Below are 22,304 nucleotides of genomic sequence, written 5' to 3' on the forward strand. Positions count from 1 at the left end.
CAAAAGTTTTGACGAGGTGTTCCCATTTCAAACATAAAGATAAAAAAATTCAATTACTTAATAGAGACGATACGCACGCTCATTTCACCGCCTGGTGTTTGAACAGATACTTGATCGCCAACTTTTTTGCCAATTAGGCTTTTAGCTATAGGGGAATCGTTAGAAATTTTTCCTTCAAATGGATCCGCCTCTGCACTTCCAACGATTGTATACGTTTCTTCATCACCATCAGGAAGCTCAACAAATGTTACTGATCTTCCTAAAATAACAGAATCACTAACCATATCGCCTTCCTCAATAATTTTTGCGTTACGGATCATATTTTCTAGAGTTGTAATACGACCTTCTACAAATGCTTGTTCTTCTTTTGCGGAATCATATTCAGAGTTTTCAGATAAATCCCCAAAACTTCTTGCAATTTTAATTCTTTCTACAACTTCTTTACGTTTAACAGATTTTAAATGTTCAAGCTCTTGAACCAGTTTGTCTTTACCTGCCTGTGTCATTGGAAATACTTTTTCTATCGCCAAAACTTCTCACTCCTTCTAGTCTTCACAATCCCCCATAGATTGTGCTTGTTAATGATATGTAGGTATCATACAAATACATAGGAGCGCGTCCTTTTAGAAGGGCGCGCAACTTGTATTCATCCAATATGGATTCATTTTAATCTTTTCTTACGCTATTGTTTCATAAAATTGACTTTTGTTCAAGAATTGTTTGAATTTTTGTGACCATTAAATCAATCGCCACATGATTTTGACCGCCTTCAGGGATAATGACATCCGCATATCTCTTAGTTGGTTCAATAAATTGGTTGTGCATCGGACGAACAACATTCGTATATTGATCGATAACAGAATCCAATGTTCTACCACGTTCTTTAATGTCACGTGACATCCTTCTTATAATTCGAATATCAGCGTCTGTATCAACATATAACTTGATGTCCATCAAATTTCTCAATCGTTCATCTTCAAGAACAAGAATACCTTCTAAAATAATAACATCTTTCGGTTCAACTTCAATAATTTCTTTTGAACGAGTATGAAGCGAATAATCGTAAACTGGTTTTTCGATAGGCTCGTAACGTAACAGCTTTTGTATATGTTCTATGAGCAAATCATTGTCAAAAGCCAGTGGATGGTCATAGTTCGTCTTTAATCGTTCCTCAAGGGGTAAGTCACTTTGGTCTTTATAATAATAATCCTGTTGAATCATGGTAATGGAATGACCCTTAAAGCTTTCATAAATTGCCTTGGTAACACTTGTTTTTCCTGAACCGGAACCTCCGGCAACACCAATAACAACCGGTTTGCGCATCAACCTAGTTCTCCTTTCGCATCATGTTGTTAGGGTAAACCGGTTTGTCCAATTTGAATTGTACAATTTGAAGCGGATGTCTAGCAGCATCCAGTTCATTACCTTTTTCATCCCAAATTTTATCAATCACATGTGTAAAGTTTTGAATTTCCGGACCGAAGAATTCAACTTCCTGACCCGGTTTAAAGTGGTTTCGTTGTTGAAGGGTAACCATTTGCGTTTCTTCTTTGTAATCCAACACAAGACCGACAAATTCAAACTTTGTCTTGTTGCTATGATTACCAAACATTTGCTCTTTATACCCCGGTACACCTTCAAAAAATGCTGGTGCCGTTTCACGGTTCGCACATTTATCTAGCTCTTCTAACCATTCACGCTTAATCACGAAGTTATCGGGGTCTGCACAATAGGCATCAATTACTTTTCTATATACACTTACAACGGTCGCAATATAGTGAATGGACTTCATACGACCTTCGATTTTCAAGCTATCAATCCCCAGCTCAATCATTTGAGGAATGGCTTGAATGAGATTTAGATCCTTTGGGCTCATTGCAAATGGCGCGTCATCCTCACCGTAAAGAGGAACCTCTGTTGTGCTGCCCTCTAGTTGATATAAATCATAATCCCAACGGCAAGACTGGCAGCAGCCTCCTCGGTTAGAATCCCTTGCTGTCATGTGATTACTTAGAGTACAACGACCAGAGTAAGCAATACACATGGCACCATGAATAAAGATCTCAATTTCAACATCGACCTTTTCTTTCATTTCCCTAATTTCTTCTCCACTTGCCTCACGTGCTAAAACCACACGTTCTGCACCACTTTCTTTCCAGAACTGAGCTGTTTTCCAGTTTGAAATGGATTGCTGCGTACTAATGTGAATTTCTATTTCTGGAGCAAGCCTCCGGCAAGTTTCAATAATTAATGGGTCAGCAACAATTATCCCTGTTATCCCCGTTTCTTTTAAACCAAGGATATAGTCCTCTAATCCATCAATATTCTCATTGTGAGCAAAGATATTTGTGGTAACGTATATTTTTGCCCCATATTTTTTTGCAAATTCTACGCCTTCCTTCATTTCTTCAAATGTAAAGTTATCAGCGTTTGAACGTAAACCATATTCCTGACCGCCAATAAATACGGCATCTGCCCCATATTGTACAGCAATTTTTAATTTTTCAAGATTTCCTGCTGGAGCAAGGAGTTCTGGCTTTTTCACAATCACACGTTTTCCATCGATGATCTCAGAAATATTATCTTTAACTGTATTCATGAAGAACTCCTCCTTATTTATGTCTAACTGCAGCACCTAGGCGCTTCCGCTTTAATATTAGGCTCTGTTAATCTTAGTTGTTGATTTCCGTTCCAGGCACTTCGCTTTCCGCGGGCGACCGCCGAGCCTCCTCGACACTGCGTGTCTGCGGGGTCTCGCCTGTCTCGCTTCTCCCGCAGGAGTCTTCGTGCCTGTAACGAAAATCAACAAGTGGCCAAAAAACAACATTATTCTTTAACAAAGCCTAATATTAATAAACTGTTTCCTTGAAAAAGAAACCTGTATCTAGTTTACGGTTTGCTGGCTGAACTTTCTCAATGGCTGCTAAAAGCTCATCTTTCTTTTCATCATATAAATCTGGGTCCTCAAAAAATAAGTCAATCGCTTCACGATAGGCCTTTGTTACCGTAATGAGATATTCAGAAGACTTTAAGATTCCGTCAATTTTAAAGGAATCTACACCGGCTTCAAGCATTTCCTGCAGTTCGTCAATGATACAAATATCATTGGGACTCATAATATGGGTTCCATTCTCGTCTTCAAAGATTGGATATTTATTTTCGCGTTCTTTATCGTGTATAAACATATTTTTTTCAATTTTACGATTTTCGATTTCCATTACTTTCCCTTGGTACTCATAATAGTTACCCAGAAGGGAACGTTTTGATTGGAACATACAGCTCATCCCATGGACCTGTACCTCGATTTCGACCTCAGCGTTTTCTTTAATCTCCACGATAGCATCCATATTGATTTCACGTGCAAGTACTGCTCTCTTCGCACCTTTTTTACCCCAATAATTACATGAAAACCAATTCGTTCCTAGAGTTTCCGTACTCCAATGAAGCTTCATATTTGGTGCCACTTCACGAGCAGTCATTAATACTGCAGGGTCACCAAAGATCATTGCATCCGCATTAGCCTCAGCAACAAATTTAATATAATCACTTAACTCATCTATTTTTTCATTATGAAAAATAGCATTGATTGCTACATAGGCTTTTTTACCCTGTGAATGAGCTAATTCTATTGCTTGTTTAACTTGTTCACGGTTAAATTCACCCGCTAGGCGTAATCCATATCTCTGTTCTCCGATTACAAATGCATCTGCACCAGCAGCAGCTAATGGCAAAATATCATCGATGGATAATGGGGTTACTAGTAATTCTGTTTTTTTCAATTTTGTTCACCTCTTCTTTTTACTAATTGCGATTCCATCTCCAACAGGGAGTATAACAGTGTGATAATCAGGGTGATTCATCAGCCATTGGTTGAAACCATCTATTTTTTTAACAAGATTACGAATCCTTTTCGATTCGATCTCTGATTCTGTAACGAGACCTTTAAATAAAACATTATCCGTTATGATGATTCCATCTGACTTTAAGTATTTCGAATATATTTCAAAGAATTTTTTATACTGACCTTTTGCAGCGTCAACAAAAATGGTATCGTATGGGGCTTGTCCTTTTACAAGTTCCTCAACCTCGAGTGCATCACCCTTAATCAATAGAATCTGTTCGCCATGCTTCGAACGACCCATATATTCTTCAGCAACCTGAATTCTTTCTAAATCTCTTTCAATCGTGACAATGGACGCTTTTGGCAGAGCTTCGGCCATTCGTAATGCCGAATATCCAATTGCTGTACCTACCTCAAGAATTTTTTTCGAATCTTGAATTCTTAAGAGTTGAAGCAGTGCTTCGATTCCCACAAGCTCCATAATCGGTACTTTATTTTCTTTGGCATAGTTTTCCATTTCGATAAACAACGGTTCACGTCCTGGAATTAGTTCCTCAATATAAGAATGCAGTTTATCATTCAACAAACTGCCATCACCTTCCTCTATCCTTTAAAAAGCATTGTTGCCAGAATGTTGTTCTTTAGACATGAAAAAATAGCGTTCAAAGAAACGCTATTATCTGCTCATAAAACACTTGAACTATTTTATCACAAACAAGGAGGAAAGAAAACTGTTCCCCCTTGATTCCTATGTTAATTATTATTGGTAATATGCTTAGCCTTTGCTGCGTTATGTTCATCCAAAGTAGATGTAAAAATAACCTCGCCTTCTTTGGTAGCAAGAAAATATAAATATTTCGTATCGGATGGGTTCACTGCAGCTTCTAAGGAATCTTTACCTGCATTTGCTATAGGTCCAGGAGGAAGCCCTTTATTTTTATAAGTATTATATGGGGAATTTACTTCTAAATCCTCATACAATACCCGTTCCTTATGCTTCCCTTGTGCATATAGAACCGTTGGGTCTGTTTGTAACGGCATTCCTTGTTCGATTCGATTATAGAATACACTAGAGATATCTTTGCGATCAGCCTTTTCCGTAGCTTCTTCCTCAATTAATGAAGACATTGTTAATAACTGGTGAGCTGTTAGCTCCTCATCACTAGATTCTGCCAAATAAGGTGATACCACTTTTTTAGTCTGGGCTAGCATGGTAACAACCATCTCTTCAATTGTTGGATTCTCCTTGTAAAATGGATAGGTTGCTGGAAACAAGTAACCCTCTAGTGGATATTTAATATTAGGATTCAAAATATCTGTTGTTAGTAAATCAGGATATTTACCCATCATTGTTTGGATGAATGTTCTATCATTAAGTTGATTAAAAACTTCTTCTTCCGTTTTATTTACTGCCTTAGCCATAATTTGAGCAATTTCTTTTAATTGTTTACCTTCTGGAATGGTTAGCTTGAAAGCAGCCTTTTGCAGTACTTTTCCGGTTTTTAGGCGATTAATAATTTCTGGAATCTCCATTGAGGGACTCAGTTCATATTCTCCAGCCATAAAACCTGCTTCATTTTTAAATTTTACATAGTATTTAAAGACTTTCGCATTTTTTATAACACCACTTGCCTCTAGTTTTTCAGAAATCCCTGTAACAGATGAACCTATTGGGATTTCTACCTTTTTTTGAACTTTACTGTCCTTGTCAACAGGTTGAAGTGCTGACTTGATATAAAGATATCCCCCTCCGCCGATTAAGACGAGAATCAAAAGGGTAACGATTGTAATGGTTAAAACAATTCTACGAACAATTCTAGCTTCACTTTGGTGTTCAAGCATCTTTTTTCGAATTACCTCTTTTTTCGAATGTGTCTCTTTTGTTGACATTTAATTGCTCCTCCCATATAACCAATGAAACGTATATCTTTCAAACTCTTTTTTTAAAATAAGAAAAAGCATATCAGGTATTATTTCAGCATATACTGCGAAAAATGTCAATTTTTGATGAAAATCTGAAGCGTTTTCACATTACACCATTAAAAAAGCGACCCCTCATTGGGTCGCATTTTTATCGTATTATTCCTCGTCTTCTTGTTCATCAAAGAAGGTATTGAGCATCTCTTCAACCATATCCCATTCTTCTTCGGTTTCGATTGGGATTAATTCACCTTCGCCATCCTCGTCATTTGGATTGAAGGCATATGCATGAATTTCAGGACCTTCTTCATCGTCTTCAACTCCACCTACTTGTTGAAACAAAACATACGATTTGCCAAAATCCTCTGATTCAAATGTAAAAAGTACTTCACATAATTGTTCATTACCTTTTTCATCTACAATTGTAATTTGATTTTCTCCGTGTTCCATAACTTCACCTCATTAATTTTTGCTATCAAGATAGCCTTGTAAAATCATCATTGCTGCCATTTTATCAATCACTTTTTTTCGCTTTTTACGGCTAACATCCGCTTCAAGCAAGACCCGCTCTGCTGCCATTGTCGTTAAACGCTCGTCCCATAAAATGGTTGAAACTGAAAACTGGTTTCCAATTTCCTCTGCGTATCGCTTGCTAGCTTCTCCACGAGGTCCAATCGTACCATTCATATTCTTTGGCATGCCGATGACAACTTGACTGATTCCATACTCTTTTATTAATTGACCAATTTCATCAAAACCAAACTTATTTTTTTCTTCGTCAATTTTAAGGGTTTTGAGGCCCTGTGCAGTCCAGCCAAGTTCATCACTTATGGCAATACCGACTGTCTTAGAGCCAACATCTAATCCCATAATTCGCATTTCTTAACCCTCACGTCGTTGTTTTAAATAGGATTTAACCAATTCCTCAATAATTTCATCCCGCTCGAGTTTACGAATGATATTCCTTGCGTCTCGATGACGGGGAATATAAGCAGGGTCTCCGGAAAGTAAATATCCGACGATTTGATTAATCGGGTTATACCCTTTTTCCTGTAGTGCTTCATAAACTTGAAGAAGAACATCATTTACATCATGTTCAAAAGGTTCTTCAGGAAAATTGAATCTCATCGTTTTATCAAATGAGCTCATCACATGCACCTCGCGTTTTTAGTAGAGGAGATAACTGCCTTGACTAGTTAGTTTAGTTACCACCATTTTACACTACTTTGTCTCATTATCAAATTGATTTTACCCATTCGTCAACGAATTGCAGGGCAGAGTCGAGTTTTTCCGGATCTTTACCACCAGCCTGAGCCATATCCGGCCGGCCTCCTCCTCCTCCACCGCATCGCGTTGCGACTTCTTTGATTAATTTACCAGCATGGTATCCCTTGTCAATTAAATCCTTCGTTACAGCCGCAATTAAATTGACTTTTCCTTCATTAACGCTTCCCAGCAGGATAACAGCTGATCCGATTTTTTGTTTCAAATCGTCTGCCATATTTCGTAAATTATTCATATCAGAAGCTTGAACTTTTGCAGCTAATACCGTTACACCGTCAATTTGCGTTGCTTTCGATAACAGGTTACCTGCTTCAATATTTCCTAATTTAGCTGCAAGCGATTCGTTTTCCCGTTGAAGTTGTTTGATTTCAGCCATTAAGACTTCTATTCGGTTAACCACCTCTTTAGGATTGGTTTTCAACTTATCAGCCGCATCCTTCAATAACCCAACTTGGTCATTCATCAATTGATAAGCAGACTCACCTGTAACTGCTTCAATTCTCCTTGTACCAGCACCAATTCCGCCTTCAGAAACAATTTTAAATAGCCCAATAACAGATGTATTTGGAACGTGACAGCCGCCGCATAGCTCTAAGCTATAATCGCCAACTTTAACGACACGAACAATATCTCCATATTTTTCACCGAAAAGTGCCATTGCACCCATTGATTTTGCTTCAGCAATTGGCTTTAAGCTTATATTCACTTCAATGTTCTTCCAAATTTTCTCGTTTACGATTTTCTCGATTTCTTCTAATTCTTCAGGTTTAACTTGACCAAAATGAGAGAAATCAAAACGGAGACGATCTGGTTCCACAAGCGATCCTGCCTGGTTTACATGCGTTCCCAGTACATCCTTCAATGCCTGATGCAGCAAGTGAGTTGCAGTATGATTCTTTATAATTTGCACTCGATTATCTTGATTCACAGTTGCTGTCACTTTTGCGTCAGTTTTTAAGATTCCTGATTCAACTACTGCTTTATGAAGATTTTGGCCATTTGGAGCTTTCTGTACATCCTTTACGGCAACAGCAACCCCTTCTGCATAAATCATTCCGCGGTCTGCAATTTGTCCGCCGCTCTCAGCATAAAATGGCGTAACATCAAGCAGTAACTGTACCTCATCCCCACTAAATGCTTCCTCGATTAATTCACCATTTTTTAAGATTGTAACAACCGTAGAGTTTGTTTGAAGCTGTTCATAACCAACAAACTCACTTTCTACTTTAATATCCCCTAGTACTCCACCTTGAACCTGCATACTATCGACATCCTGACGAGCCGCACGAGCACGCTCTCGCTGAGATTCCATTTCCGTTTCAAAACCAGGGTGGTCTACCTTCATTCCCTCTTCTTCTGCATATTCTTCTGTTAATTCAACAGGGAAACCATACGTATCATATAGACGGAAAACATCACTGCCTGAAATCGTATCGCTGCCTTTTTCCTTCTCTTTTTTGATAACATTTCCTAGTATCGATAGACCTTCATGTAATGTTTCGTGGAAACGTTCTTCTTCATTTTTAATCACTTTCTGAATAAACTCCGTCTTGTCTTTTACCTCTGGGTAAAAATCTTGCATGATTTCTCCTACCACAGGAACAAGTTCATACATAAAAGGACGATTGATATTTATTTGTTTTGCATAACGAACTGCACGGCGCAGTAAACGGCGTAATACATACCCACGTCCTTCATTAGAAGGCAATGCTCCATCTCCAACTGCAAAAGCAACTGTGCGAATGTGGTCTGCGACTACTTTAAATGCTGTATCCTTTTCATTATCAACGCCATATTTCACACCGGAAATTTCTTCCGTTGCTCTGATAATAGGAATAAACAAATCTGTATCAAAGTTAGTTGGTACGTTTTGGACAACCGATGCCATTCTTTCTAGCCCCATGCCAGTATCAATGTTCTTCTTTGGCAGCGGTGTATAGGTATTGTCAGGGTTATGATTAAACTGCGAAAACACAAGATTCCAAACTTCTAGATAACGTTCATTTTCGCCGCCAGGATATAATTCTGGATCTGTTGGATCGTTTCCATACTCTGGACCTCGGTCATAGAAAATCTCTGTATTTGGACCACTAGGACCTTCACCAATATCCCAGAAATTACCTTCCAGGCGAATAATCCGTTCCTCTGGAATACCAATTTTTTCATTCCATATCTCAAATGCTTCATGGTCCTCTGGGTGAATGGTAACTGAAAGAAGTTCTGGATCCCAGCCAATCCATTTTTTATCCGTTAAAAACTCCCATGCCCACTCGATAGCTTCTACTTTAAAGTATTCACCAATGGAAAAATTCCCAAGCATCTCAAAAAAAGTATGATGACGTGCCGTTTTCCCAACATTTTCGATATCGTTGGTACGAATGGATTTTTGAGCATTCGTAATCCTTGGATTATCAGGTATAACACGTCCATCGAAGTATTTTTTTAATGTGGCAACGCCACTATTTATCCACAATAATGTTGGATCCTCGTGAGGAACAAGCGACGCACTTGGTTCAACAGAGTGCCCTTTTTCCTGAAAAAAATTTAAAAACATTTTACGAATTTCCGAACCAGTCAAGTATTTCATTACATTACGCCTCCTTTAGTTTAAAAGCATAAGCGCCTTGTTCAGCCCCGACAAGCAAATGTCTTTCGGCAAGAAAAGTCCGTTTTTTGACTTTTAGTGCCGAAGGTATTTGACCTCGAGGGGCTAGGCGCTGACACTAGATAAAAATTAAAAAAGAACACAAAAAAGCCCTCATCCCTAACAGGGACGAGAGCTAACTCGCGGTACCACCCTGATTATGAACACAAACGAAACTAGTGTTCATCTCTCAAATAATGCCATAACGTGGCAACGACGGCAGTGGTTAGCTGCACTCCAGACTAGCTTTCTGTTATCCTTCATCTAGAGCTTCTCGCAGCCAAGGAAGCTCCTCTCTTAGAGATGGACTACAACATACTAGGGTCCTTCAACATGTTAATCCAAAATATTCTATAAAGGGATTATAGCCACACAAAAAACGTTTGTCAATCTGATACTAGCATTATGGTGCAGGTTCCTTAACTTTTCCGCTCACGAAATGATTTTTAGCATGAAGTATGCTGACTTTAAGGACAACGAGAACGGGGACAGCTACAATCATTCCAATGATTCCGCCTATTTCCCCTCCAGCCGTTAAAGCTACCATAATCATCAACGGGTGCATATGCAGACTTTTTCCCACAATATAGGGAGATAAAATATTTCCTTCTAAAAATTGCAATCCAAAAACGATAATGAGTGTAATAATCACTAACTTAACTGAGCCCGTCGCAGCAATAATGACAGCTGGAACTGCCCCGATAATCGGGCCAAAATATGGGATGACATTCGTGACACCAATAATCATTCCTAAAAGTAAGGGATATTTCAAATGAAAAATCCAAAACAAAATGGTTGATAGACTCCCAATTATGACACAGACGAGAAGTTGACCTCTAATGTAGCTTCCAAGCGATTCATCGATATCTTTAAGAAACCGAGTTCCCTTTCTCCGCCATTTTTTAGGTGTTATATACCAAACAGCTCTTTTAATGATCGTGAAATCCTTTAACATATAAAAAGCAATAAAAGGAATAATCATAATCGCAACTGCAAAACTCAAAAAGTGTAGTAAGGAATCAACGATAACGGTCAGTAAAGAATTTAATTTTTTTTCAAAACCAATGATTCCTTGATTGATTTGCTCTTGAAGACCATCTGGCCATTCACGAGTATGCGATTGGAGATCCTTTATCCAATTTCGGTATTGCTCTGCAAGGATGGGAGCACTATCCGCAAGATCCCTTACTTGTGAAATAAAGGCTGGAATCCCTTTATAGATAACAAAGCCAATACCTCCGAAAAAAAGAACATAAATTAGAAAAATTGCTAGTCCCCGGTGTACGCCCTTTTCATGGAGCTTTTCAACGATTGGGTGGAGCAAATAAGTGATAAATCCTCCTATAAAAAAAGGGAGAATGATAACAAAGGCTACTCTAACGATAGGCAGCCAAACAAAACGAATTTTTAAAAACACGTAAATAGCAATGAGTAAAAGAAGCAAAAAACCGATTCGATAAAACCATTTAACCCGAATTTCCACCGATACATGCCTCCTTATCAACTTTATTTTTGGAGACAAATACCGGATTTATACATAGAGCAAAAATCCCCCTCATCATGAGGGGGATAATTATTAGAATAAAGCACGTTTTACTTTTCTTTGCATTCGTTTCATTTGACGGCCAGTCATCATGTTGTTTCTCTGTGCAAGATTATAGGCTGCCATTCCAACTCCAAATGCCACAACGGAAGTCATCACTCTATTCATACGTCTCACCTCTTCTGTAGTTTGACAGTGCTTCAACTTCGACTACTGTCAAGCGCAAGCGGCCTAAGGGCTCGGGGTCATAAGCCAATCGCTTCGGAAGGCAAAGAACACCTTCTGTCAGCGCTTGTCTTATGCCGGTCGCCCCTTGGGAAAAATGAACTACTTTTTTCCCTGTACAAGGCGCTTCCGCTTTGAACTTTATATGGTGTAACGACGCTCTTCTTCTTCAAACAAGTCATCCAAGGAACTGAGTGTACCATCTTCTTCGACTTGATGGGTATTGATTATACCTTTGGCAAGAGACAATTCAATAAAACAACTCCAGCAATAATATTGGTTTATTCCGATTTTGCCGATATCCTTACTCTGACAATTGGGACATTTGAACATGAAAAGACACCTCACGTATGATTAACGTCTACGATGATGGCATCCTTTCCGATTGCAGGGGGCTTCTCGGATTGTATAATCTGTTTCCCTTCCGTAATATCCGAAAAGAAACCATCCGTAATTTCGTACCCTACGATTGTGCCCAATTCTTCATGAAAATATACATCCTCCAACAATCCTAGTGACTCTCCGCTTTTAGATATAAGCATCTTTCCGTTTAGAGAGTGCTGATGGTTAAGGGTATATTCTGGATTTGTTTTTAGTCTCTCAAGGTATTCATCGTCTTCAATCATGACTCCATCACAGCCAAAAGATGCTACATCTTGAATTTCGAGAAAATAGGTTTGTTTGAAGAATACGCCTTTCTTGACCATTAGGCCTTTAACGACCCCTTCGTTTGTGATACACAAATCAGTTATTTCTCCAATTTTTGCTCCAGTCTTTGATTCAAAGACTGGCTGTCCTTTTAATAACGAAAATGTCCGCAAAGAGTGTCCCACCTCCTGTGAACATTTATAGTTTCAGTCATTTACCATGAAATCATAAGGTGTAACGTTTTCCATGCCAATCATTGGATTTACTTGCATTAATTTTTCCTCCGCTGATAAGGGCATTTCGTCATCAGCTTCTTCTTCGGAATTCTGGACAGATATTATTTCTTGAAGTTTTTGAGATAATGTAGTTTGCCTGCTTTGTTCATCAGCCCGTTCAACACCCATCCTCAATGCTTCCTCTTCACCGCACAAGATTAGTGACTGCTTACTCCGTGTAATGGCTGTATAAATGAGATTTCTCCGTAACATTCGAAAATAACTTCTAGTGATAGGGAGGATAACAATTGGAAATTCGCTTCCTTGAGATTTATGTACGGAACAGCAATAGGCATGAGTAATTTGATTTAAGTCCTGTCGAGTATAACTTACTTCATTTCCTTCATAGGAAATGTAAACCATATCTTGTTTTTCCGTATTTTCCTTTGCATAGATAATCGAAATAATTTCTCCAATATCTCCGTTAAAAACATTGCTTTCCGGCTGATTTACAAGCTGCAGCACCTTATCACCAATGCGATATTTAACATCACCAAATGCAAGTTCCTTCCGAGTGCCATCTGGGTTAGGATTAAAAATTTCTTGTAACAATACATTTAACCGGTCAATCCCCGCAGGACCTCTGTACATCGGTGCTAACACTTGAATATCCTTTGCAGAATACCCTTTAGTTTTAGCATTAAGTGCAACCTTTTCAATCACCTGAGGAATCTGAGCCGTTGAACATTTGATAAACGAACGGTCAGGCTGCTTTATGGTCACATTTGGAGGCAAAAACCCTTTTTTTATATCATGTGCCAGTTCAATAATTGAAGATCCTTCAGCCTGGCGATAAATATCCGTTAATCGTACAGTCGGGACAACCTCTGATCTCAATAAATCCTTTAGCACTTGACCAGGTCCAACAGATGGCAGCTGATCTTCATCACCAACTAGAATGACCTGAATGGTATCTGGCAGTGCCTTAAACAATTGATTCGCTAACCAGATATCCAGCATTGATGTCTCATCGACAATAAGAATCTTTCCTTCAAGCGGACTAGCATCATCATGATCGAATACTTCTGTTCCATTAAAGCCAAGTAAACGATGAATCGTTACAGCAGGCAGCCCTGTTGATTCACTCATCCTTTTTGCTGCTCTTCCAGTTGGTGCTGCAAGCAAAAAAGGAAAGGGTTCTCCCTTTTTATGGTAGTCTTTAGGCTCTAATGAACAGCCATGCAATTCCGCATAAAGCTCAACTATCCCTTTAATGACAGTTGTTTTACCCGTTCCAGGACCTCCTGTAAGGATTAACATAGGCGACATTAAGGCTGTTTGTATCGCTTCTCTTTGCGTCGGTGCATATTGTACCTTTAGTCTTTCCTCAAGATTCCCTAATGCCAGCAAAAATTCAGATTCAGGAAATTGCTCGTTGTATTCTGTTTGTTCAAGGATTTTGTTAATACTCGTTACTAGCCCTTTTTCTGCATAATACAACGAAGGCAAATAGACGCGCTTTTCCTCACCAATTAATTTTCCCTCTTCTTCAAGTTTCAATATCTCTGTTGAAATATCGGTAAATTCAATTTGGTCGCGTTTATTTTCTTCTAGCAAATTTTTAACCTGTATTAACAAATCCTCTGCGTGAACAAATACATGCCCTGTCTGCATGCTTTCGTTTTCGAGTGAGTATAGACATGCTGCTTTAATTCTGTCAGGATGATTTCCTGATATTCCGAGGTGATAGCCCAGTTCGTCTGCCCGGCCAAACCCAATTCCCTCGATATCCTCCACAAGCTTATAGGGATTCTTTTGGATGATGTCCAGAGTGTCATCTTTATACGTCTGATACATTCTCATCGATAGTTGGGGACCAAAACCATATTGATTTAATGCGACCATCACTTGCTCAAGCCCCTGGTGCTCCATTAAGGTATCGTAGAGCATTTTCGCTTTATCAGGAGGAAGCTTTGGAACAGAATCAAGTAGGGAGGGCTGATTTAGAATTTTTGAAATCGCATTTTCTCCTAAGGTTTCAACAATGTTTTCTGCTGTTTTCTTCCCAATCCCTTTAAACATTTCACTTGATAAATAAGCTGCTACTCCTTGCTTTGTCTGGGGGATATCCTTACGAAAATGCTTTGTTTGGAATTGCATGCCAAACTTGGGATGGTCCTTAAACTCACCAAAGAATATATAGGTTTCCTGCTCGTGAATCTTTGGAAAATAGCCGGTAATCACTGCTTCCTTGTCTTCATATTCATGATTCGTTTCTTCGACACGAATTCTTAATACCGTGTAAAGATTTTGCTCATTATGAAAAATCGTAACAAGGTGTTTTCCTTTTACGAACTTACCTTGCTCAGCAAATAAATCAAGCGAGCCTTGCTTATCCATGGGTGCTTCCTCCTTTCTATATTTTTCAATCGGTTTATTTCGCTGATTCAATCAACTTTTTCGCGTGTCCTGCTAAAAGATGATCTGGTTGAACCTCAAGAGCTTTATCAAACATAACTAAAGCCTTTTCAGCTTCTTCTTTAAAGGCGTAGGACACCCCTAGATTATAATAAGCGTCAGTATGTTCATCATCTAACGTAATACATTTTTCTAATTGAACAATTGCTTCATCAATTAATTCTAGCTGTGCAAGACATAAACCATATTGAAAACGTGCTTCTGCGTCAGCTTCATTGAGTTCGACACTTCTTTGTAAATATGGCAGAGCAAATTTCCCTTGATCAAGTTGTACAAGGGTTAGACCTAGCATGAAATAATTATCACTGGTATGAAGTCCTTTTTTCATTGCCAATTCAAACATCTTCTTTGCCTGATCAAATTTGTCGTTACTAAAATAAATTGTACCAGCACTATAATAAGCCGCTGCAGTATTTTCATCTAACTGTATGGCCTTTTCATAAAATTTTAATGCTTTCTCATCATCACCTACAGCGGAAAGCACATTACCGAAATTTATGTATGCAATTGGATCGTTCGGATTTTCTTCTATGACCTCATTAAAGATTTTCGCTGCTTCTTCCCACTTGCCTTCTTGCATGTATTGAACACCTAATTGGTTTTTATCCATGTAATCACTCCGTTCTACTTGAGAGTATACCATATTTGATATTTTTTGATGAGTATTGGTGGTGGGCACCGATATATTCCGGTTGTTTTTCTGGGAATATTTGTCTAATCGTCCAAAACCCCATTAAAAAAGTCCAAAAGGCCCTAAAAAACGTCCAAAACCCTATGAAAATCGTCCAAAACCCTGAACTTTTCAAAATGGCGGCTTGAATTCTAGTCAAAATGAGCTAAAAAATCCCCGATTCCAGTTGGAATCAGGGATTTTTTTAACCAACATAAGTTAAACGTTGTCCATCTTTATAAACTTCATCGATGGTACCACCACCAAGACATTCATCACCATTGTAAAAAACAACAGCCTGTCCAGGAGTAACGGCACGGATTGGTTCGTCAAAAATAACTTTGACTTTATTATCGTCCATAAGCTGAACCGTCACTTTATTATCTTCCTGACGGTATCGGAATTTAGCCGTACATGTAAATTCTGCTGGCTTTTCATGATTGGAAACCCAGCTTACATTATCAGCAATGATTGAGTCAGAATACAGTTTTTCATTATGAAAGCCTTGTCCGACATAAAGGATATTTCTTTTTAAATCCTTCCCAATCGCAAACCATGGCTCACCTGAACCACCGATTCCTAATCCATGGCGCTGCCCAATTGTATGGTACATCAAGCCTTCGTGCTTACCCTTAACGACTCCATCCATTGTTTCCATGTTACCCGGTTGAGCTGGAAGGTACTGTCCAAGGAACTCTTTAAAGTTACGTTCTCCAATAAAGCAGATGCCTGTGCTATCTTTTTTCGTCGCAGTTGCTAGATTTGCTTCCGTGGCAATTTCACGCACTCTTGATTTCTCAAGATTACCAATAGGAAACATAACTTTACTTAGCTGCTCTTGATTCAATTGATTTAAGAAATAGGTTTGGTCCTTATTTTCATCTTTACCACGGAGCATTTTGTATTCTCCATCAGGGTATTCTACTTGAGCATAATGACCCGTTGCTAAATAATCAGCCCCTAAATTCACAGCATGCTCGAGAAAGGCTTTGAATTTAATTTCTTTATTACACATTACATCAGGGTTAGGCGTTCGTCCCGCCTTGTATTCTTCAAGGAAATAGGTGAATACCTTGTCCCAATATTGTTTTTCAAAATTAACTGCATAATAAGGAATACCAATTTGATTACAAACACGAATAACATCATCGTAATCCTCTGTTGCTGTACAAAATCCAGTATCGTCCGTATCATCCCAGTTTTTCATAAAGATTCCGATGACATCATAGCCTTGCTGTTTTAACAACAATGCTGCTACAGAAGAGTCAACGCCTCCTGACATACCAACAACCACTCGGATATCTTTCGGTTCTCTTTTTTTCAATTTTCTCACCTCTCTTTACTTTAAAAATGTCGTTCATTTATTTTTTCAGACGAGAAACAATTCTTGCCGTCTCCTCAGCTGTCTTGATGATTTGGTCTTCTGTTGTGTTAAAACCAAAGCTGAAACGGATAGAATTGATCAATTGATCTGATTGTTCACCAAACATGGCAACCAGGACATGTGAAGGTTCAATTGAACCTGCGGTGCATGCTGAACCACTTGAAACAGCTATACCAGCTAAATCAAGATTCACCAGCATCGCTTCCACGTTCGTTCCCGGAAAGCTTAAGTTTAATATATGAGGCATTGAATTTTCAAGCAATCCGTTTAAGGAAAAATCAATATTATGTGCAGACAGGTGTTCTATAAAAGTTTTCTTAAATCCTTGATACTTTTCCCGTTTCACTAATCGTTCTTCTGCTGCGACGATTACAGCTTCTTGAAAACCGACAATGGCTGCAACATTTTCCGTACCTGCTCGTCTTTTTCTTTCCTGTTCACCACCATAGACACGAGGTATTAATTTAACCTTGTCACGTACATAAAGGAAGCCAGTCCCTTTAGGTCCATTTATCTTATGAGCGGAAACAGATAATAAGTCAATATTGGCGTTATCCACATCGATGTCTTCAATTCCATAAGCTTGAACAGCATCGGTGTGAAACAATGCCTGATGAGATTGGAGTATCTCGCCAATTTCCTTAATAGGCTGGAGGGTCCCCACTTCATTATTTCCGTACATAATGGATACAAGGATCGTATCTTCCCTTAATGCTCCGCTAAGTTCATTTAGTGAGATTACCCCTGTTTCATCTACAGGCAGGTAGGTTACCTCAAAGCCCATTTTCTCTAATCGTTGGCAGGCATGCAGCACAGCATGGTGTTCAACTTGAGTCGTGATAATGTGCTTACCTTTATTCTGGTTGCTTTCAGCAGCACCAAATAAGGCCATATTGTCTGCTTCTGTACCACCGCTTGTAAAAATAATTTCATTTTCCTTAGCGCCAATACTCCTAGCCAACGTTTCTCGTGCTAAATCTATATAGTGCCGTGCTTCCCTTCCAAACGAATGAATGCTAGATGGATTTCCAAAGTTATTGTTCATAACTTCCATCATTTTTTCGATCACCCTTGGGTGCATTGGAGTTGTCGCAGCATGGTCGAGATAGATTCTTTCCATCGTTCCACCTTCAATCAAAATAATTCTCTATTCTACTGTTAACATTAAATGTAAAACATATAACCATCTATATCCGTATCATCACTATGACTGGCTAGATCTTCTAAAGTGGTATTGTCCAGAACAGCCTTGATTGCGTCACGAATTCGTATCCAAAGCTCTCGTTGTGCCGGCTCCTCATCCTCTATCCCTTCAACAAGTGTGATTGGACCTTCAAGAACACGAATGACATCTCCGGCAGTGATTTTAGATGGAGTATCAGCAAGTACATAACCTCCGTATGCCCCACGGATACTTTTTACTAAACCTGCATTTCTTAAAGGAGCGATGAGCTGTTCAAGATAATGTTCAGATAAGTTGTTAGCTTGGGCAATAGTTTTTAAGGATGTTGGCCCATCCCCTTGATTTTTAGCAAGTTCAATCATGATCGTTAATCCATATCGGCCTTTTGTTGAAATTCTCATTTTTTACACCTCTATTATTTTTAATTCATTTATTAAATACACAGTAACTTGATAGGCATTAGCAATTATATCATATTGTACTTTAATATGCTTTTCCACGAGAAAATGGTAGAGTTAAAAGAAACTCATTTATTTAGTTGGAGAGATGGAGTATGCAGCAAAAGCCGCTTGCATTTCGAATGCGCCCCAGAACAATTGAAGAAATCGTCGGCCAGCAGCACTTAGTGGCAGATGATAAAATTATTGCCCGAATGGTGAAAGCTAAACAGCTGACATCAATGATTTTATATGGACCGCCCGGCATAGGCAAAACCTCCATTGCCAGTGCGATTGCAGGAAGTACCAAATATGCCTTTCGTACCCTAAACGCTGTGACAAACAATAAAAAAGATATGGAGATCGTCGCAGCTGAAGCAAAAATGTCTGGGAAAGTAATCCTGCTCTTGGATGAAGTCCATCGACTTGATAAAGGTAAACAGGACTTCCTATTACCTTTTTTAGAAAACGGCATGATTACCTTAATTGGTGCAACAACAAGTAACCCTTATCATGCGATTAATCCTGCCATTCGCAGCAGGTGTCAGATTTTCGAGCTCAAACCGTTAACTCCTGATGAAATAAAACTAGCCCTAATCCGTACGATTGAGGATGAAGACCGTGGTTTCGGCAAGCTAAGGATTGATATTTCCGAAGAGGCATTAATCCATTTTGCCACAGCATCGAATGGCGATGTCCGCAGCTCTCTAAATGCACTAGAACTAGCTATTCTATCAACTGACAAGGATGAGGAGGAAATCATCCATATTGATATAAAAACAGCTGAAGAATGCATGCAGAAAAAAAGCTTTGGTTCGGATAAAGACGGAGATGGACACTATGATGTACTTTCTGCTTTTCAGAAATCAATCCGCGGAAGCGATGTGAATGCGGCCCTGCATTATCTTGGAAGATTAATTGAAGCAGGTGATCTTCAAAGTATCAGCAGACGCTTACTCGTAATCGCCTACGAGGATGTTGGTCTAGCAAATCCACAGGCGGGGGCAAGAACATTAGCTGCGATTGAAACTTCAGAAAGAATCGGTTTTCCTGAAGCTAGAATCCCCTTAGCTAACGCTGTCATAGAGTTATGTTTGTCACCAAAATCCAACTCAGCTGTGATAGCAATTAATGAAGCCATTTCAGATATTCAAAAAGGAATCATTGGCGAAGTACCAGATCATTTGCGTGACGCTCACTATAAAGGAGCAAAAGAACTTGGAAGAGGGATTGGATACTTATATCCCCATGATTACGAATCTGGCTGGGTTCCTCAGCAATATCTGCCTAACAAATTAAAGAACAAACAATATTATCAACCTAAGAAAACCGGTAAGTTTGAACAAGCCCTAGCAATGGTTTATGAGAAACTTAGTCGAAAATAGGAAAGCCGAGGCGCCTTGTACAAGGAAAAAAGTAGTTCATTTTTTCCCAGGGATGACAAGCATAAGACAGGAGCTGACAGAAGGCGCGCTTTTGCCTTCCGAAGCGACTGACTTATGACTCGAGTCCCTAGGCGCCGTAGCTAGACAAAAAATAACCTCTGGGGCTCCCCCGGAGGTTATCTATTTAAGCAGCAACATCTCTCTTTTTAAAAACATAGAAAGCCAAAAATTGAAAAATCACGAAGTAGATTATTAGTATGATGATAGAGAATGACATCGTCATCCCCTCCAGCAGTGGAGTCCCTTCGATATATTGCATTAAATTAGTGTTTGCGAATAAAAGGTATTTTGCCCAATCAAACTTCATGGATAACAGTGCAGTGAATTGACTGCCGGTAAACATTAAAAATAACGATAAACCAATAGCAAGTGAGCTGTTTCTAAATACTGAAGATATCATGAATGCCATGGTTGTCAGCATAAGCATATCAATCGAACCTAGTCCATAGTAAATAAATAAGTAAACAACAATATGCTGCTCGGTTACTTTTCCATTAAAGTAATTTAAATATGGTACTGCTTGTTCGGGCAGTCCAAACAGAATCACACCAAGGAGTGCGGAGAATCCAAATAAAATGCTCAACATTAACAAGGCAAACAATAATACTGTTAAATACTTTGATAAGAGTATTTTACTTCGATTGATAGGACGGATTAACAGCAGTTTTATCGTGCCCCAATTAAATTCGCTGGCCACAATTCCTGCAGAAATTACAATCGTAAATAAGCCTGCTAATAAAATTAGCTCTGAATTGTCTTTTACAAATGACCAGACATTGTACTTTTCCCTAAAGGGAATATCATGATCAATCCGATATTCATTAATAGCAATTTGTTTTTTATAGTAGTCCTGTTCTATTTTAATGGGACTAGACTCTAACTGCTTTTTCAAAGCCTCATTTTCCTGTTGCAAAACCGGCTTCCAATCCTCCGTCACATTGGGTTCATCTTCGACCAGATTATACTTCATAAATACTCCTGTAACCGAGATAATTACTAATAGAATCGCAATCATCACATACGTTCCAGGTCTTCTGAATATTTTCATTAACTCATTTCGGATTAAATTAATCATGGTTCACAGCCCCCTTATCTGAAGTTACTTCAAGGAACCGGTCTTCTAACGTTTTCGATACTTCTTTTATACCAAGCACTTGAATATCCTCTTCAACGAACCTTTTTACCATTGCTGGTACATCTTCCTTTAAAAGCTCCAGAGTTATCCCGTTTCGTGAAGACGTAACAGGGATATTTGGAAAGTTAGCTTTCGCGATGGTTAATGCTTTTTCACTTGGAATGACTTCAAACTCGAAACTTGCCGTGTTGCCTTGCACAAATTCTTGTACCAATTGAACGTCGATAAGCTGACCATTTTGAATAATCCCGATGCGGTCACACATCATTTCCATTTCTGAAAGGATATGACTTGATACAATTACAGCCATATTTTTTTCCCTTGCAAGGAGACGGATATAATCACGGATCTCTCTTATTCCTGCAGGATCTAGTCCGTTTGTCGGCTCATCCAAAATCAATACTTTCGGATCGTGCAAGAGACATTGTGCCAATCCTAATCTTTGCCGCATCCCGAGCGAATAGGTCTTTACTTTATCGTGAATTCTATCTGTTAATCCCACGAGTTTTACAGTCTCATCAATCTTATCTTTTGTTATCCCTTTTACCATTCGTGCATAGTGAATGAGGTTTTGATATCCACTGAGAAATTTATACATTTCCGGATTTTCGACGATTGCTCCGACATTTCGAACCGCATCTTCGAACTTAGTTTTGATACTATTACCATCAATCATGATATCACCTGACGTAATATCGATTAAACCAACGATCATTCGAATAGTGGTTGTTTTCCCCGCTCCATTAGGACCAAGAAATCCAAAGACTTCACCTTTATTCACCTCAAAGCTGACATTATCTATTATCGTTCTTCCTTTAATTACTTTGGTAACATCTTTTATGACTACGATTGGTTCCAAGAAACCTCCCCCTCTCTCCCATCAATTTTAAACTATTATAGATAAAATTTCCCATTTTAAAATGTCTAAGTTAACATTTTAGTGTTGTGGAGCAATCAGCGCCTTTATGTGTGTACCGCTTTTTCACTTTTTGTAAGATTACGGGCTCTCATCACCCTTATGAGTGACCGCTTCTGCTCTTATTATAAGATTACGGGCTCTCATTACCCTTATGAGTGACCGCTTCTGCTCTTGTTATAAGATTACGGGCTCTCATTACCCTTATGAGTGACCGCTTCTGCTCTTATTATAAGATTACGGGCTCTCATTACCCTTATGAGTGACCGCTTCTGCTCTTTTTATAAGATTACGGGCTCTCATCACCCTTATGAGTGACCGCTTCTGCTCTTTTTA

At 38.9% G+C, this 22,304-nt stretch carries 22 protein-coding genes and 1 other annotated feature; of the genes, 1 reads left to right on the forward strand and 21 read right to left on the reverse strand.

Features of this window, described 5'->3' with window-relative positions; translation table 11 throughout:
- Positions 1–53: 53 nt before the first annotated feature.
- The 19 genes from greA to cymR form a co-directional block, all read right to left on the reverse strand.
- A complete protein-coding gene (greA, locus tag TR08_RS09805; RefSeq protein ID WP_045517809.1) occupies positions 54–530 on the reverse strand; it encodes a transcription elongation factor GreA in 477 nt (158 codons plus the stop codon).
- A gap of 160 nt (positions 531–690) precedes the next feature.
- The gene (gene udk, locus TR08_RS09810) at positions 691–1,326 is read right to left on the reverse strand and encodes a uridine kinase (protein WP_045517811.1); all 636 of its coding nucleotides are present in this window, start codon (positions 1,324–1,326) and stop codon (positions 691–693) included.
- A 1-nt stretch (position 1,327) separates the two neighbouring features.
- A complete protein-coding gene (locus TR08_RS09815) occupies positions 1,328–2,599 on the reverse strand; it encodes a peptidase U32 family protein (protein ID WP_045517813.1) in 1,272 nt (423 codons plus the stop codon).
- A 250-nt stretch (positions 2,600–2,849) separates the two neighbouring features.
- Positions 2,850–3,779 (reverse strand): peptidase U32 family protein, encoded by a 930-nt coding sequence (locus TR08_RS09820; protein WP_045517815.1) that lies wholly within the window; start codon positions 3,777–3,779, stop codon positions 2,850–2,852.
- Positions 3,780–3,785: 6 nt separating this feature from the next.
- Positions 3,786–4,427, reverse strand: coding sequence for an O-methyltransferase (locus tag TR08_RS09825; RefSeq protein WP_045517816.1), 642 nt, complete (start codon positions 4,425–4,427; stop codon positions 3,786–3,788).
- A 167-nt stretch (positions 4,428–4,594) separates the two neighbouring features.
- Positions 4,595–5,731, reverse strand: coding sequence for an endolytic transglycosylase MltG (mltG, locus tag TR08_RS09830; RefSeq protein ID WP_045517818.1), 1,137 nt, complete (start codon positions 5,729–5,731; stop codon positions 4,595–4,597).
- 189 nt (positions 5,732–5,920) lie between these two features.
- Positions 5,921–6,211, reverse strand: a complete 291-nt coding sequence (locus TR08_RS09835) for a DUF1292 domain-containing protein (protein WP_045517819.1) — start codon at positions 6,209–6,211, stop codon at positions 5,921–5,923.
- Between the two features lie 12 nt (positions 6,212–6,223).
- A complete protein-coding gene (gene ruvX, locus TR08_RS09840) occupies positions 6,224–6,640 on the reverse strand; it encodes a Holliday junction resolvase RuvX (RefSeq protein ID WP_045517821.1) in 417 nt (138 codons plus the stop codon).
- Positions 6,641–6,643: 3 nt separating this feature from the next.
- Positions 6,644–6,910 carry an IreB family regulatory phosphoprotein gene (locus TR08_RS09845; protein ID WP_045517822.1) on the reverse strand — a complete coding sequence of 89 codons (267 nt, stop codon included), beginning with the start codon at positions 6,908–6,910 and terminating at the stop codon, positions 6,644–6,646.
- An 88-nt stretch (positions 6,911–6,998) separates the two neighbouring features.
- Positions 6,999–9,632, reverse strand: a complete 2,634-nt coding sequence (gene alaS, locus TR08_RS09850; RefSeq protein WP_045517824.1) for an alanine--tRNA ligase — start codon at positions 9,630–9,632, stop codon at positions 6,999–7,001.
- Positions 9,633–9,811: 179 nt separating this feature from the next.
- Positions 9,812–10,030, reverse strand: a binding site (T-box leader).
- Positions 10,031–10,092: 62 nt separating this feature from the next.
- The gene (locus TR08_RS09855) at positions 10,093–11,172 is read right to left on the reverse strand and encodes an AI-2E family transporter (protein WP_045517825.1); all 1,080 of its coding nucleotides are present in this window, start codon (positions 11,170–11,172) and stop codon (positions 10,093–10,095) included.
- 93 nt (positions 11,173–11,265) lie between these two features.
- Complete coding sequence (locus tag TR08_RS30935) at positions 11,266–11,400, reverse strand: YrzQ family protein (protein WP_081954423.1); 135 nt, start codon at positions 11,398–11,400, stop codon at positions 11,266–11,268.
- Between the two features lie 198 nt (positions 11,401–11,598).
- Complete coding sequence (locus tag TR08_RS09860) at positions 11,599–11,790, reverse strand: hypothetical protein (RefSeq protein ID WP_045517826.1); 192 nt, start codon at positions 11,788–11,790, stop codon at positions 11,599–11,601.
- An 11-nt stretch (positions 11,791–11,801) separates the two neighbouring features.
- Positions 11,802–12,278 (reverse strand): PRC-barrel domain-containing protein, encoded by a 477-nt coding sequence (locus TR08_RS09865; protein ID WP_045517827.1) that lies wholly within the window; start codon positions 12,276–12,278, stop codon positions 11,802–11,804.
- 33 nt (positions 12,279–12,311) lie between these two features.
- Entirely contained in the window at positions 12,312–14,720 is a 2,409-nt protein-coding gene (gene recD2 / locus TR08_RS09870; protein ID WP_045517829.1) for an SF1B family DNA helicase RecD2, read from the reverse strand.
- A gap of 34 nt (positions 14,721–14,754) precedes the next feature.
- Complete coding sequence (locus TR08_RS09875) at positions 14,755–15,408, reverse strand: tetratricopeptide repeat protein (RefSeq protein ID WP_045517830.1); 654 nt, start codon at positions 15,406–15,408, stop codon at positions 14,755–14,757.
- A gap of 265 nt (positions 15,409–15,673) precedes the next feature.
- Positions 15,674–16,792: a tRNA 2-thiouridine(34) synthase MnmA gene (mnmA, locus tag TR08_RS09880; protein WP_274521001.1), complete on the reverse strand. Its 1,119-nt coding sequence runs from the start codon at positions 16,790–16,792 to the stop codon at positions 15,674–15,676.
- Between the two features lie 37 nt (positions 16,793–16,829).
- On the reverse strand, positions 16,830–17,972 hold the full coding sequence (locus TR08_RS09885) for a cysteine desulfurase family protein (RefSeq protein ID WP_045517832.1): 1,143 nt from the start codon (positions 17,970–17,972) through the stop codon (positions 16,830–16,832).
- Positions 17,973–18,016: 44 nt separating this feature from the next.
- Positions 18,017–18,436, reverse strand: coding sequence for a cysteine metabolism transcriptional regulator CymR (cymR, locus tag TR08_RS09890; RefSeq protein WP_045517835.1), 420 nt, complete (start codon positions 18,434–18,436; stop codon positions 18,017–18,019).
- A gap of 152 nt (positions 18,437–18,588) precedes the next feature.
- Between cymR and TR08_RS09895 the strand changes: the two genes are divergently transcribed.
- Positions 18,589–19,857 (forward strand): replication-associated recombination protein A, encoded by a 1,269-nt coding sequence (locus TR08_RS09895; RefSeq protein WP_045517837.1) that lies wholly within the window; start codon positions 18,589–18,591, stop codon positions 19,855–19,857.
- Between the two features lie 184 nt (positions 19,858–20,041).
- Here the strand turns inward: TR08_RS09895 and TR08_RS09900 are convergent, their stop codons facing one another.
- Together TR08_RS09900 and TR08_RS09905 are read right to left on the reverse strand one after the other, a co-directional pair.
- Complete coding sequence (locus TR08_RS09900) at positions 20,042–20,992, reverse strand: ABC transporter permease (RefSeq protein WP_045517839.1); 951 nt, start codon at positions 20,990–20,992, stop codon at positions 20,042–20,044.
- Positions 20,985–21,911, reverse strand: coding sequence for an ABC transporter ATP-binding protein (locus TR08_RS09905; protein ID WP_045517841.1), 927 nt, complete (start codon positions 21,909–21,911; stop codon positions 20,985–20,987). The genes TR08_RS09900 and TR08_RS09905 overlap by 8 nt, the downstream gene beginning before the upstream one ends.
- Between the last annotated feature and the right edge of the window lie 393 nt (positions 21,912–22,304).

Source organism: Neobacillus niacini, assembly GCF_000759675.1.
In the GTDB taxonomy this organism is placed as follows: domain Bacteria; phylum Bacillota; class Bacilli; order Bacillales; family Cytobacillaceae; genus Neobacillus; species Neobacillus niacini_A.

What these genes read in the sequence shown, in the direction of transcription:
- TR08_RS09860 (WP_045517826.1), bottom strand. Translation starts at nt 11,790, where the DNA reads ATGTTCAAATGTCCCAATTGTCAGAGTAAGGATATCGGCAAAATCGGA.
- alaS (WP_045517824.1), bottom strand. Translation starts at nt 9,632, where the DNA reads ATGAAATACTTGACTGGTTCGGAAATTCGTAAAATGTTTTTAAATTTT.
- mltG (WP_045517818.1), bottom strand. Translation starts at nt 5,731, where the DNA reads ATGTCAACAAAAGAGACACATTCGAAAAAAGAGGTAATTCGAAAAAAG.
- TR08_RS09875 (WP_045517830.1), bottom strand. Translation starts at nt 15,408, where the DNA reads ATGGATAAAAACCAATTAGGTGTTCAATACATGCAAGAAGGCAAGTGG.
- TR08_RS09845 (WP_045517822.1), bottom strand. Translation starts at nt 6,910, where the DNA reads ATGAGCTCATTTGATAAAACGATGAGATTCAATTTTCCTGAAGAACCT.
- TR08_RS09835 (WP_045517819.1), bottom strand. Translation starts at nt 6,211, where the DNA reads ATGGAACACGGAGAAAATCAAATTACAATTGTAGATGAAAAAGGTAAT.
- TR08_RS09895 (WP_045517837.1), top strand. Translation starts at nt 18,589, where the DNA reads ATGCAGCAAAAGCCGCTTGCATTTCGAATGCGCCCCAGAACAATTGAA.
- cymR (WP_045517835.1), bottom strand. Translation starts at nt 18,436, where the DNA reads ATGAGAATTTCAACAAAAGGCCGATATGGATTAACGATCATGATTGAA.
- TR08_RS09900 (WP_045517839.1), bottom strand. Translation starts at nt 20,992, where the DNA reads ATGATTAATTTAATCCGAAATGAGTTAATGAAAATATTCAGAAGACCT.
- TR08_RS09885 (WP_045517832.1), bottom strand. Translation starts at nt 17,972, where the DNA reads ATGGAAAGAATCTATCTCGACCATGCTGCGACAACTCCAATGCACCCA.
- recD2 (WP_045517829.1), bottom strand. Translation starts at nt 14,720, where the DNA reads ATGGATAAGCAAGGCTCGCTTGATTTATTTGCTGAGCAAGGTAAGTTC.
- TR08_RS30935 (WP_081954423.1), bottom strand. Translation starts at nt 11,400, where the DNA reads ATGAATAGAGTGATGACTTCCGTTGTGGCATTTGGAGTTGGAATGGCA.
- TR08_RS09815 (WP_045517813.1), bottom strand. Translation starts at nt 2,599, where the DNA reads ATGAATACAGTTAAAGATAATATTTCTGAGATCATCGATGGAAAACGT.
- ruvX (WP_045517821.1), bottom strand. Translation starts at nt 6,640, where the DNA reads ATGCGAATTATGGGATTAGATGTTGGCTCTAAGACAGTCGGTATTGCC.